This window comes from Paenibacillus sp. Y280 (assembly GCF_056786335.1).
The window spans coordinates 161527-174731 of record NZ_JBXCIW010000002.1 but is presented as its reverse complement, the minus strand read 5'-3'; the positions used below and the strand labels follow the sequence as shown (position 1 = coordinate 174731).

Annotated in this window: 14 protein-coding genes and 1 pseudogene; all 15 read left to right on the top strand. The window is 47.2% G+C overall.

All coding sequences use genetic code 11. From position 1 onward, the window contains the following. Positions 1 to 40: 40 nt before the first annotated feature. The 15 genes and pseudogenes from AC1TPC_RS03520 (at position 41) to AC1TPC_RS03450 (ending at position 13141) form a co-directional block, all read left to right on the top strand. Positions 41 to 808, top strand: coding sequence for a DUF3388 domain-containing protein (locus AC1TPC_RS03520; protein WP_138751528.1), 768 nt, complete (start codon positions 41 to 43; stop codon positions 806 to 808). Positions 809 to 826: 18 nt separating this feature from the next. Further along, positions 827 to 1744 (top strand): helix-turn-helix domain-containing protein, encoded by a 918-nt coding sequence (locus AC1TPC_RS03515; protein ID WP_482065485.1) that lies wholly within the window; start codon positions 827 to 829, stop codon positions 1742 to 1744. A gap of 30 nt (positions 1745 to 1774) precedes the next feature. Then, positions 1775 to 2269 (top strand): YajQ family cyclic di-GMP-binding protein, encoded by a 495-nt coding sequence (locus AC1TPC_RS03510; RefSeq protein ID WP_053375785.1) that lies wholly within the window; start codon positions 1775 to 1777, stop codon positions 2267 to 2269. Between the two features lie 157 nt (positions 2270 to 2426). Next, complete coding sequence (locus AC1TPC_RS03505) at positions 2427 to 2570, top strand: hypothetical protein (protein ID WP_482065484.1); 144 nt, start codon at positions 2427 to 2429, stop codon at positions 2568 to 2570. Beyond that, complete coding sequence (gene pgsA / locus AC1TPC_RS03500) at positions 2567 to 3142, top strand: CDP-diacylglycerol--glycerol-3-phosphate 3-phosphatidyltransferase (protein ID WP_482065483.1); 576 nt, start codon at positions 2567 to 2569, stop codon at positions 3140 to 3142. Before AC1TPC_RS03505 ends, pgsA begins: the two co-directional genes overlap by 4 nt. Positions 3143 to 3240: 98 nt before the next feature. Beyond that, positions 3241 to 4491, top strand: coding sequence for a competence/damage-inducible protein A (locus AC1TPC_RS03495; protein ID WP_482065482.1), 1251 nt, complete (start codon positions 3241 to 3243; stop codon positions 4489 to 4491). Between the two features lie 259 nt (positions 4492 to 4750). After that, positions 4751 to 5800 (top strand): recombinase RecA, encoded by a 1050-nt coding sequence (gene recA / locus AC1TPC_RS03490; RefSeq protein WP_482065481.1) that lies wholly within the window; start codon positions 4751 to 4753, stop codon positions 5798 to 5800. 143 nt (positions 5801 to 5943) lie between these two features. Beyond that, positions 5944 to 6192, top strand: coding sequence for a RecX family transcriptional regulator (locus AC1TPC_RS03485; RefSeq protein ID WP_482065480.1), 249 nt, complete (start codon positions 5944 to 5946; stop codon positions 6190 to 6192). Continuing rightward, positions 6164 to 6295 (top strand): annotated as a pseudogene (locus AC1TPC_RS03480) (regulatory protein RecX); the annotation flags it as partial. The gene AC1TPC_RS03485 and the pseudogene AC1TPC_RS03480, both read left to right, overlap by 29 nt. 181 nt (positions 6296 to 6476) lie before the next feature. After that, positions 6477 to 8018, top strand: coding sequence for a ribonuclease Y (rny, locus tag AC1TPC_RS03475; protein WP_482065479.1), 1542 nt, complete (start codon positions 6477 to 6479; stop codon positions 8016 to 8018). Positions 8019 to 8107: 89 nt separating this feature from the next. Then, positions 8108 to 8902, top strand: coding sequence for a TIGR00282 family metallophosphoesterase (locus AC1TPC_RS03470; RefSeq protein WP_482065478.1), 795 nt, complete (start codon positions 8108 to 8110; stop codon positions 8900 to 8902). A 137-nt stretch (positions 8903 to 9039) separates the two neighbouring features. Further along, on the top strand, positions 9040 to 9300 hold the full coding sequence (locus AC1TPC_RS03465; protein WP_006036664.1) for a stage V sporulation protein S: 261 nt from the start codon (positions 9040 to 9042) through the stop codon (positions 9298 to 9300). A gap of 115 nt (positions 9301 to 9415) precedes the next feature. Beyond that, positions 9416 to 10357: a dipeptidase gene (locus tag AC1TPC_RS03460; RefSeq protein WP_482065477.1), complete on the top strand. Its 942-nt coding sequence runs from the start codon at positions 9416 to 9418 to the stop codon at positions 10355 to 10357. A 182-nt stretch (positions 10358 to 10539) separates the two neighbouring features. Beyond that, entirely contained in the window at positions 10540 to 12297 is a 1758-nt protein-coding gene (locus tag AC1TPC_RS03455) for a 2-oxoacid:acceptor oxidoreductase subunit alpha (RefSeq protein WP_482065476.1), read from the top strand. Then, positions 12275 to 13141 (top strand): 2-oxoacid:ferredoxin oxidoreductase subunit beta, encoded by an 867-nt coding sequence (locus AC1TPC_RS03450; RefSeq protein WP_482065475.1) that lies wholly within the window; start codon positions 12275 to 12277, stop codon positions 13139 to 13141. The genes AC1TPC_RS03455 and AC1TPC_RS03450 overlap by 23 nt, the downstream gene beginning before the upstream one ends. The last annotated feature ends 64 nt before the right edge of the window (positions 13142 to 13205 follow it).

Here is a 13205-nt window from a genome sequence, read left to right as displayed (position 1 = left end):
TACATACTTCTATACGATTAGGTTTAGGACGGTGAAAGCTTTGGAGTCGAAGCAGTGGTACATGGAATACAAAATACATAAGAACCGCCCAGGCTTGCTTGGAGATATCGCTTCATTGCTAGGTATGCTTGAGGTTAATATTATGACGATCAACGGCGTTGAGGATCGAACAAGGGGCATGCTGCTTCAGACCGATGATGACGAGAAAATCGAGCTTCTTGGCAAAATGCTTCAAAAGGTTGATAATATTACTGTAAACAAGCTGAGAACGCCTACAATTGTTGATATTTTAGCAGTCCGTCATGGACGCTATATCGAACGTGATTCCGATGACCGCAAAACGTTCCGTTTTACGCGCGATGAGCTCGGTATTTTAGTGGACTTTTTGGGCGAAGTGTTTAAACGTGATGGAAATCAGGTTATAGGTTTAAGAGGTATGCCGCGGGTAGGCAAGACGGAGTCCATCATTGCAGGCAGCGTATGCTCGAATAAGCGCTGGACCTTTGTTTCCTCTACTTTGCTTCGGCAAACGGTCAGAAGCCAGCTGTCTGAGGACGAGATGCAGCCTAACAATATTTTTATAATTGATGGAATCGTAAGCACGATTCGCTCGAATGAGAAGCATTACGGATTGCTGCAGGAGATTATGGCTATGCCTTCAACGAAAGTAATCGAACATCCAGATATATTCATTAAAGAATCCAATTTTGATTACAGCCATTTTGACATTATTGTAGAATTGCGCAATACGCCAGATGAGGAAATATCTTATGAATCTTTCACAGCTAACTATACAGACGATTTCTAATCGGAAGGAGGCCGTCTCATGTCTGATTTAGGTGAACTACTTCGCAAGGCGAGAGACCAGCGCGGCTTAACGCTTGATGATATTCAAGAAACGACAAAAATCAGAAAACGGTACTTGGAAGCGATTGAGAGTGGAGATCATACGGTTTTGCCAGGTCCTTTCTATGTACGGGCATTTGTGAAAAATTACTCAGAAGCAGTTGGACTCGATCCAGATGAAGTGCTTCGCTTGTATCAGCATGAGGTGCCTGCTGCACCGGTAGAGCAAATTTCCGAGCCGATCGTCGTTAGGGCACCGCGCAGAGTCAAATCTCAATCGTCAGAGAGACTTGGCAAAATCGGTTTTAGCGTCATGATGTGGTCCTTTCTTATTTTGATCGTTGTCGTCATTTGGGTCTATGCAATCAATAAAGATTCTAGCGATCCGAAACAGGCAGATAACAGCACAGACATTACCGAGGTGTCCCAGCCGCCTGCTGAGGATACGGATAATAATAATTCAACTGGGAACGAGAACGTGCCAAGTACACCACCCGTCTCTCCGACTCCGACTGTTGCGCCTACAACGGTTACGTTCGGCAGCAAGGTGGGCAAGGCTGATCAATATGATATTGGTCCAGCGGGTACAGCCCATAAGGTTGAAGTTAAAGTGGTTGGCGGCAGAAGCTGGCTTGAGGTTCGCTCAGGCAGCAGAACTGGAGAGAAGCTTTACTCTACAAATGCAGAGGACGGCACAATCGAAACTTATGAACTCGCAGGTCCAATTTACATCAATGTAGGCAGAGCGGATCTGACCGAAATAACCGTGGACGGCGTTCCTGTGCCTGATGGCGACAGGGCAACATTAAAAAAACTGCTGCTTAATCCAGTTGGCGCTACCGACAATGCAACACCAACAGATGAAGCGGTACCAACGGACCAGGCTAAAACGGAATAATTGATTCCTGTACCAAAGGAGAGGTATGAAATGGCTTCAGAAAATGCTTTTGATATTGTATCCAAGGTGGATATGCAAGAATTAGCGAATGCGATAAAGCAAGCAGAGCGTGAGATTGAAACGCGCTTTGACTTTAAAGGCAGCAAGAGCTCCATCGCTCTCGAGAAGGAAGAGCTTGTTGTCGCTTCCGAGGATGACTATAAGCTAAAGAACGTGCTTGACATCCTATTGTCCAAAATGGTAAAACGCGGCGTTCCGATCAAAAACTTGGATTATGGCAAAATCGAAGGCGCATCGGGCAATACCGTCCGTCAACGCATAAAGCTAAGACAAGGAATTGAGCAGGATGTCTCGAAAAAAATCAATATTTTGATTCGCGATTCGAAGCTGAAGGTGAAAAGCTTGATTCAAGGCGATCAGATTAGAGTATCAGGCAAAAGCCTCGATGACTTGCAAGCCGTGATGAAGCTGCTTAGAGAAGCTGATCTGCCAGTAGAGCTTCAATTCACTAATTATCGCTCTTAAAACAAAAGCTTCGTTTCATCGCATTTTGAGAAACGGGGCTTTTCGTTTTGATGCTGAAGTCGCTAACAATTGAGGCTTTAGCCGCTTTTGACACGTGAATTGGCATGTATTATACTTGGTTAGGTAGCTTTACGGAAGGATCTGGGGGAATACATAGATGAGAGAGAGAACAATTGCTAAGGCTCAAGGCTGCTTATTATATGGTATGCAGCTGGAAATGAAAGCCGATTTCATTCACGAACAAGGGGTTCGCGTAATGCACACCTATGAGTTAGATCGATCTAAGGAGGGAATTGCGTGAATCTGGCGAATCGCATTACACTAGCCAGAATATTTTTGGTGCCGGTTATTATGTTTTTTCTGCTTATTAAAGTGGATTTGGGGTCGTTCAGCATCTCAGACTTCTCCATTACATACAATCAAATCATAGCGGCACTCATTTTTATTGTGGCGGCAAGCACAGACGGATTAGACGGCTACATTGCGCGCAAGAACAAAATCGTTACGAACCTAGGCAAGTTGCTTGATCCATTGGCAGATAAGCTGCTTGTAGCAGCGGTACTGATTTCACTCGTTGAGATGGACAAGCTGAACGCATTGATTGCGATCGTGATCATCAGTCGGGAATTTGCGGTAACTGGTCTCCGTCAGATCGCGCTTCTAGAAGGCTCTGTTATGGCTGCCAGCACATGGGGCAAATGGAAGACGGCGATTCAAATTACGATGATTATCGCGCTCTTGATCAACAACTTCCCATTTAATTTCATTGATTTTCCGTTTGATGTCATCGCAAGCTGGGTGGCTGCCGCTATTACGGTATACTCGGGAATCGATTATTTTTTGAAAAACAAGCATTTGATTCCGGTAGAATAATGTCAAAGCATCTTTCCGCAAGTCGGGGAGATGCTTTTGCTTATATGCATGCATAAATTCAAACCTAGAACATTTGAACGAAGAGGAGAACGCTAACCATGAAAGCAGAAATCATTGCGGTCGGCACGGAGCTGCTGCTAGGCCAAATCGTAAATACGAATGCACAGTTTTTGTCTCAAAAGCTTGCAGGGCTAGGTGTTGATGTTTACTTTCAGACGGTAGTCGGCGACAATGCCCAGCGGCTGAGGCAAGCCATCGAAATCGGAAGAAGCAGAGCCGACCTGCTTGTCTTTACAGGGGGGCTTGGCCCGACGCAGGATGATCTTACGAAGGACGTGCTAGCCGAATATTTAAACCGCAAGCTGCTCATTCACGAGCCTTCCATGGCCCAAATCGAGCAGTTGTTCAGCTCCCGAGGCATTCATATGGTAGAGAGCAATCGCAGGCAGGCACTCATGATTGAAGGCGGCGAGCCGCTTGAGAATACGACAGGCCTTGCTGTGGGCAATGGCTTATCCGTTGACGGCACGCTTTATTTGCTTCTGCCAGGCCCGCCGCGGGAAATGAAGCCGATGATGGATGGCGCTGGCGAGGTGTGGCTGCGTTCCGTGCTTGGGTTAGCAGATCCGCTTTATTCGCGCCTGCTGAAATTCGCTGGGATCGGTGAATCCAATCTCGAAGCGAAGCTGCTTGATTTGATTGATGGTCAGGTTGATCCAACCATAGCCCCTTACGCAAAGGAAGGCGAGGTAGCTATCCGAGTATCAACCAAAGCGAGCACGTCAATCGAAGCGGATCAAAAAATAGATGAAACCGTCGAGAAGATTAAGGAACGTGTAGGCGAGTATTTGTACGCACAGAAGGACATCCCGATCGAAGAAGAGGTTGTACACCTTCTTAGAGCCTCAAGGCGCAAGCTGGCGAGCGCGGAAAGCTGCAGCGGGGGTTTGTTCGCGGAACTTATTACAAACGTTCCTGGGAGCAGTGGGGAGTATGTAGGAGGGGTTGTTACCTACACCAATATAATGAAGCATCACCTGCTCAGCATTCCGATGACACAGCTTGAGGGAGAAGGTGCGCCAGGTGCGATTAGCGATTCGACTGCGGCATTGATGGCGGAGAGAGTCAGAGAGCTGTCGGACGCTGATTTTGGCGTGTCGCTGACAGGTGTTGCGGGACCTGCAGAATCCGAGGGCAAGCCGGTAGGACTTGTCTATGTAGGCTTAGCGGAACGCGGCAGGCCGACGATCGTTCATACTTTAAACCTTAGCGGCGGAAGAGGCATGATCAGGCTGCGGGCTGTAAAGGCAGCGTTATATCGACTGTGGTTGGCGCTGCAGACGCGTTAAAAACGGAAGCGGGCCAGCTCGTCAACCCATCGCCATGCTGTCCCTTTTGATGGATAAATAAAGTTTGTCAATTGTCGATAAGACAGTTATAATGAAGAATAGTTATCGGAAGAACCGTGGCGAAGAATACTTTGCTGCGGTTTTTTTATGCCCAAATTAGGCGTCAAGCAAAAATGCGAATGTATGTTCGAAAAAATGCTTGTCAACCTGATGGAAAAAAGGTATCATAACATTATAAATAAAGAAGGATGTGAGTTTCTTGTCGGATCGTCGCGCTGCACTAGAAATGGCTTTGCGTCAAATTGAGAAACAATTTGGTAAAGGCTCCATCATGAAATTAGGAGAATCCACACACATGCAGGTAGAGACCGTTCCTAGCGGTTCGCTTGCTCTTGATATTGCATTAGGAATAGGCGGCTTGCCGCGTGGACGTGTTATTGAAATATACGGACCGGAATCTTCCGGTAAAACGACAGTTGCACTTCATGCGATTGCAGAGGTTCAACGTATTGGCGGACAAGCTGCCTTTATCGATGCAGAGCATGCTCTTGATCCGCTCTATGCAAGCAAGCTTGGCGTTAACATTGACGAGCTGTTGCTTTCACAGCCTGATACGGGTGAGCAAGCATTGGAAATCGCGGAAGCGCTCGTACGCAGCGGCGCCGTTGATATCGTCGTTATTGACTCCGTAGCTGCACTCGTGCCGAAAGCGGAAATTGAAGGCGATATGGGGGATTCCCACGTTGGTCTTCAAGCGCGTCTGATGTCTCAGGCTTTGCGGAAGCTTTCCGGAGCAATCAGCAAATCGAAGACGATTGCGATTTTCATCAACCAATTGCGTGAGAAGGTCGGCGTTATGTTCGGTAACCCTGAGACAACGCCAGGCGGTCGCGCCTTGAAATTCTACTCCAGCGTACGTCTTGATGTCCGTCGTATTGAAACGTTGAAACAAGGTAACGACATGGTCGGTAACCGTACTCGTATCAAGGTTGTTAAGAACAAAGTAGCTCCTCCGTTCAAACAAGCTGAGATCGACATCATGTACGGCGAAGGCATTTCCAGAGAAGGCACGCTTGTTGATCTTGGCGTAGAGATGGATATCGTACAGAAGAGCGGCGCATGGTTCTCTTACAATGGCGAGCGTCTTGGCCAAGGCCGCGAGAATGCGAAGCAGTACTTGAAGGATCATAAGGATATCGCTGAAGTGATCGAGAAGCAGATTCGCGATGCAAGCAACCTGTCGGCTGCAGCAACTCAGGCTAATTTCAAAGCTGAAGAAGACGACGAAGAATTCGAAGATCTAGAATAAATCGACCTGAAATCATACATGCTGATGCTTCGCCGTCCCGATAGGGACGGCGAAGCTGTGTTTAGAGAGGATTTTAAATCGCAAGCTTTTTTGAAGCTGATCATATTCAATATGCCCTAGACCGTTTAGAAAGGGAGCATATTGTGGATGATGAACAATATGCACGACAATTTGCGACAAGCCAGCTCAAAAACAGCTTGAGAGGGCTTCGATTCATTCAGCAGGAGCTGAAGCGAGGCGTGTCGAAAGAAGCTGCAGCAGATGCAACGGGATCGTTAGACCGCGATGTAAAATTAGCATCGGCCAAAAAAAGCTGCGGAGAAGGATTGGCGATTCGTAAAAGGCAAGCCATTAGACCGAAAACGCATGCTAATGGGCTATTTAATGCGTAGAGGCTTCCCTTCAGAAATCGTGAAGGTAGCCATAAAGTGGATTGATCTAAATGGGGAAGTTGAAGCATTCGAGGAAGATGATGGGCTTTTGCTTGACAATTGATTTTACGAAAAGATAAAATGAGTTTGTATTCCTTCATTATTGAATCAATTTTCCTTCCAAAAGTTGATTCAAAACGATTATTTTCGTCAAATTAGTAAATGTTGAAACGGTTTGAAGCCGGTTGAAAACCTAATATCATCCCAAGCAGTGCCTTGGTGTATGCAACAAGGAGGTGAACAAGATGCATGAGATCATTTGGATCTTGATCTGTCTCTTTGTTGGCGCAATATTCTTTGGGATTGGTTATTTTATTCGAAAGTCGATTGCCGAGGCCAAAATTTCAAGCGCTGAGCAAGCTGCGATCCAAATCGTAGAAAATGCGAAGAAGGAAGCGGAAGCTCAGAAGAAAGAAACCGTGCTAGAGGCAAAAGACGAAGTCCACAAACTTCGTTCCGAAGCCGAGAGAGACATTCGTGAACGTCGCAACGAGGCTCAACGTCAGGAAAGACGTTTGCTCCAAAAAGAGGAGTCGCTGGATAAAAAGTTAGAAGCGCTAGAACGCAAAGAAGAAACTGTAGCCAACAAAGAAAAACGGATCGAAGAAACGCAAGAGGAGATCGATTCCATTTACAAGCAGCAGCTTAGTGAATTGGAACGTATATCGAGTCTCACAACGGAAGATGCGAAATCGATCATTTTATCCAATGTTGAACAGGAAGTACGACATGAGACAGCACAGATGATCAAAGAGATCGAGCAGCAAGCGAAAGAAGAGGCAGATAAGAAAGCCCGTAATATTATATCACTTGCGATTCAACGCTGTGCGGCAGATCATGTGGCTGAAACGACGGTATCCGTTGTTACATTGCCTAATGAAGAGATGAAAGGCCGCATTATTGGGCGTGAAGGCCGAAATATCCGTGCTTTGGAAACATTGACTGGTATCGATCTTATCATCGACGATACACCGGAAGCGGTCATTTTGTCTGGTTTCGACCCGATAAGACGCGAAATTGCCCGTACTTCTTTGGAAAAGCTTGTAGCTGACGGTCGTATCCATCCTGCCCGCATTGAAGAAATGGTTGAAAAATCTCGTAAAGAAGTGGACGAGCGTATCCGTGAATACGGTGAGCAAGCTACTTTCGAGGTTGGAGTTCATGGCTTGCACCCGGATTTAATCAAGATTCTTGGTCGATTGAAGTACCGGACAAGTTATGGTCAAAACGTATTGAAGCACTCCATGGAGGTTGCTTACTTGACTGGCTTGATGGCAGCAGAGCTTGGCGAAGATATTACGCTGGCAAAGCGTGCAGGATTGCTGCATGATATCGGTAAAGCGCTAGACCACGAAGTGGAAGGCTCACACGTTGAGATCGGCGTTGAGCTTGCTAAGAAATACAAGGAGCATCCTGTCGTTATTAACAGTATTGCCTCCCATCACGGTGATACGGAAGCTACTTCCGTTATCGCGATGCTCGTAGGAGCGGCTGATGCCTTATCGGCTGCACGTCCGGGAGCTCGCCGTGAAACGCTTGAAACGTACATTAAACGACTGGAGAAGCTTGAAGATATTTCAGAATCGTTTGATGGCGTAGAGAAATCGTATGCGATTCAAGCTGGCCGCGAAGTGCGCGTCATGGTGCAGCCAGAGAAAATCGACGATACGGAAGCATTCCGCCTCGCACGTGATATTACGAAAAAAATCGAGAGCGAGCTCGATTATCCGGGACATATTAAAGTTACGGTCATTCGAGAAACACGCGCGGTTGAATATGCGAAGTAATCAATAAAAAAATATTAGCTTTACGGAAAAGTGGCTGCTAGTTAGCCACTTTTCTGTTTGCAGGCGCATAAAAAAGGAAGTGTACCCACATGAATGTATTATTTATTGGCGATATCGTAGGCAACGTAGGGAGAAGCGCATTGAAACGCGTGCTGCCGGCGCTAAAGAGCAAATACAATCCTCATATTATTATTGCAAATGGCGAGAATGCGGCCGCTGGCCGCGGGATAACGGCAACAATTGCGAAGGAATTTTTCGAGTGGGGCATCCATGGCATAACGATGGGCAACCATACGTGGGATAATAAAGATATTTTTGAATGGATAGACGATGAGCCCCGCCTTGTTCGCCCGGCGAACTATGCGGAAGGGGCCCCTGGACAAGGCATGGCCTTCATTAAAGCCGGAGGAAAGCAGCTGGCAATCATTAATTTGCAGGGACGTACGTTTTTGCCGCCGATTGATTGTCCTTTCCGCAAAGCAGATGAACTAATCGAAGAAGCTAGAGAGCAAACGAATAACATCCTCGTCGATTTTCACGCGGAAGCGACGTCGGAGAAAATCGCGATGGGCTGGCATCTTGATGGGAGAGTCTCGATCGTACTGGGAACTCATACGCATGTTCAGACGAATGACGATACGATTTTGCCTGGGGGAACGGCTTACATAACTGATGTTGGAATGGTTGGACCTAAGGAGGGCGTGCTAGGCATGGAGCGCACTGCTGTTTTGCACAAATTTATTACGCAGCTGCCGGTTCGTTTTGTTGTGGATGAGGGCAGTTGGCATTTGCATGCCATATCCGTTCAGATTGATGATGCAACGGGTCAAGCACGGAAAATCGAAAAAATACGCCTTACGGAAGATGAATGGCTTCTGTTGTAACGCTTTGAATCTTTGAAAAGTTCCGACAATTCAGAACAGTTTGTTAATTACAAGAATAAAAGCAGGAATTTTTTAATCTCCCTCGAATACTATTTAAAAGTGGAATCCATCCAACAGTCCAAGGGGAGGTTCTTTTTATGGATGTATTAAAAGTTTCAGCAAAGTCCAATCCAAATTCCGTTGCAGGTGCGCTAGCTGGCGTTCTTCGTGAACGTGGTGGTGCGGAACTGCAAGCCATTGGAGCTGGTGCGTTAAATCAAGCGATCAAGGCCGTTGCTATTGCTCGCGGATTTGTCGCTCCCAGCGGGGTGGATCTAATTTGCATTCCAGCTTTTACTGACATCGTTATCGACGGGGAGGACCGAACAGCAATCAAATTGATTGTTGAACCTCGGTAGCAAGTCCAGGCGGCGTTAACAATTAAGCCAATTGGATGAAAATGAAACGTTTTCGCCTGTTTACGTCGTAGACAGGTTTTTTTGCTGCAATTCTAACGAATAGGTAGGTGCGACTATGAGAGTGGTCGATTTTCATTGCGATGTCCTTTGCAAGCTGCTGATTGACGAGAAATTGACGTTTCAAGGAAGCAAGCCTGGAAGTTTGGATGTTACATACGAGCGTCTGAAGGCGGCTGGAACGATTTTGCAAACATTCGCGATCTATATTCCTCAATCGATAAATGGACGGTTAGAGCCGATTTTGGAAAGCGTAGACCGCTTTCACCAATTGGTGCTGACTTGCAAGGATATGATGTGGGTGAGAACGGCTGAGGAGCTGGACTCTTGTATACAGAATGGGAAAATAGGAGCGCTATTGTCGCTTGAAGGAGTCGATGGGCTTCAAGGCCAGATGTCGCTGCTCCGAATCATGCATCAATTAGGCATACGTGCTGCGGGACTGACCTGGAATCATGCAAACTGGGCTGCAGACGGAGCAATGGAGCCGCGCGGCGGAGGCTTGACCGCAAAAGGAAGATTGTTTGTAGAAGAATGCGATAAATTGGATATACTGTTAGATGTATCCCATTTGTCCGAACGGGCTTTTTGGGAGGTGGCCGAGCTATCGCAAAGACCCGTGCTCGCCTCCCATTCTAATGCTAGAGCGATCTGCGATCATCCTCGAAATTTGACCGATGCTCAGATTGAGAAATTGATTGCAAAGGATGGACTCATTGGCGTCACATTTGTGCCTTGGTTCGTATCGGATGCGGAAGTCGTAGCCATCGATGATTTGCTTCGTCATATTGAGCATATTTGCGAGCTCGGCGGCGAGTCCCACATTATGCTTGGCTCAGATTTTGACGGCATCGATAAGTATATGAAGGGATTGACGCATCCCGGCGAGCTGATTGCACTTCAAGAAGCGCTGCTCAAGCGATATTCAGCAAGCCAAACCGAGCAATTTATGTCGGGAAATGCTTTGCGTTTTTTGAGAAAAATGCTTCCCGCTCGCTAAATGACATTCGATCTGCTTGCGGTATGGATTCAATCGAAACAAACTATGCTTTTGTTAAGCGTTTACATCTTGATTTTTATGCGTATGAGCTTTAAAATTGTTGTGACTGTTATGACTTATACTATATAATTGCTTAATAATATTATGATTTGCACGTTCTAGAAAAAGAGGAGTTGGGCATTTTGATCAGTCAATTGTCTTGGAAGATCGGGGGACAACAGGGGGAAGGGGTCGAAAGTACGGACCGGATCTTTTCTACGGCTCTTAACCGCTTGGGCTATTATTTATATGGATACAGGCACTTTTCTTCCAGAATCAAAGGTGGACACACCAATAATAAAATTCGTATAAGCACGAAGCCGATTCGTGCTATTTCTGATGACTTGGACATTCTAGTCGCGTTCGACCAGGAAAGCATCGATCTGAATGCGAAGGAGCTGCGTCCAGGCGGCGTTATCGTTGCGGATGCAAAGTTTAATCCAAGCGTACCAGAGGGCATAGATGCAAGACTGTTTGCCGTTCCGATTACGGCTATGGCTGAGGAGCTTGGCACATCATTGATGAAGAACATGGTTGCCTCCGGCGCATCATGGGCACTGCTTGGACTGCCGCTTGAAGTATTCAATAAAGCGGTTGAAGAGGAGTTCGGACGCAAAGGCGCAGCTATCGTCGAGAAAAACATTGAAGCGGTTAAACGCGGCGCCGAGTTTGTGCTTGAGCAAGCGGGCGGACCGCTCGATGCGTTTAAGCTGGATGCGGCTGACGGCCAGCAGAAGCTGTTCATGATCGGCAATGAAGCGATCGGTCTTGGCTCTATCGCGGCAGGCTGCCGCTTGATGGCTGCTTACCCGATTACGCCAGCATCCGAAATCATGGAGTATTTGATCAAAAAGCTGCCTAAATTCGGAGGTACGGTTGTACAAACCGAGGATGAAATCGCAGCGGTAACGATGTCAATTGGCGCAAACTATGCAGGCGTGCGTACGATGACTGCATCTGCTGGACCTGGTCTAGCGCTTATGATGGAGGCAATCGGCCTTGCCGGCATGACGGAAACGCCGCTCGTAATCGTGAATACGCAGCGCGGAGGCCCGTCTACGGGACTGCCGACCAAGCAAGAGCAATCGGACTTGAACGCAATGGTATACGGCACGCACGGCGAGATTCCAAAAATCGTCATCGCACCAGCCTCGATCGAGGATTGCTTCTACGATACAATCGAATCCTTTAACCTTGCAGAGCAATATCAGGTTCCTGTTATTTTAATGACGGATCTGCAGCTGTCGCTGGGCAAACAATCCTGCGATCAGCTGGATTATAGCAAAATTGAAATCAAACGCGGCAAGCTGGTCGAAAATGTACCAGCGCTTGAAGGCCATGATTTATTTAAACGATATGAGCTTACGGAGGACGGCGTATCTCCACGCGTTCTGCCAGGCGAGAAGGGCGGCCTGCATCACGTAACGGGCGTTGAGCATGATGAGACGGGCCGCCCGTCGGAGAATGCCTTGAACCGCCAGAATATGATGGATAAACGCCTCGGCAAGCTTGACAATATGCTCATTCGGGACGCGATACGCGTAGACGCTCCTCATGAAACGCCGGAGCTTCTCATTATTGGAATGGGCTCTACTGGCGGCACGATTGATGAAGCTAGAAGCTTGCTTGCTAAGGAAGGCATATCGACTAACCATATTACGATACGCCAGATTCATCCGTTCCCGACGAAGCCTCTGCTTCCTTACTTGCAAAATGCAAAAAAAGTGATCGTCATCGAGAACAATGCTACCGGACAGCTTGCTTCCCAAATCAAAATGAATGCAGGTTTCGCAGAAAAAATCGAAAACTTGCTTAAATATGACGGCAATCCGTTCCTGCCCTCCGACGTTCACAAAGCATGTAAGGAGTTGAGTTTAGATGGCAACGTTCAAAGAGTTTAGAAATAATGTAAAGCCTAACTGGTGTCCTGGCTGTGGAGACTTCTCCATTCAAGCAGCTATTCAGCGCGCAGCAGCTAACGTTGGTCTAGAGCCTGAGAATTTGGCTGTTATTTCCGGTATCGGATGCTCGGGTCGTATCTCCGGATACATCAATGCTTACGGCTTCCATGGTATTCATGGCCGCGTGCTTCCAATCGCACAAGGCGTTAAGCTGGCTAACCGCGAGCTTACGGTAATTGCCTCCGGCGGTGACGGAGACGGCTTTGCCATTGGCATGGGCCACACGGTTCACGCCATTCGGCGCAACCTGAACGTCACTTATATCGTTATGGACAACCAAATTTATGGTTTAACGAAAGGTCAGACCTCGCCGCGCAGCGCCGAGGGCTTCAAAACAAAATCGACGCCGGAAGGCTCGATCGAGTCGACGCTTTCGCCGCTCGAAATCGCGCTGTCCGCAGGCGCTACGTTTGTTGCCCAATCGTTCTCCAGCGATTTGAAGCAATTAACGAAGCTGATTGAAGAGGGAATTAACCATGAGGGCTTCTCGCTAATCAACGTATTTAGCCCATGCGTAACCTTCAACAAAATAAATACGTACGACTGGTTTAAAGAAAATATCGTTAACCTGGAGCAATTCCCGGACTACGATCCTTCCAACCGCGTGCTTGCGATGAACAAGATCATGGAAACAAACGGGATGCTTACCGGTCTTATTTATCAGAACAAAACACGCAAATCCTACGAGGATCTCGTAACAGGCTTCAAGCAAGAGGGCCTTGCAAAGCAGAATATCAAGATTTCCTCCGAGGAATTCGACAAGCTTGTTGCCGAATTTAAATAAATGGTATGATTAGCATACGGCCTAGCGGTTGTATGCTTTTTCATTCGAGAGATTGGAAAGTCGA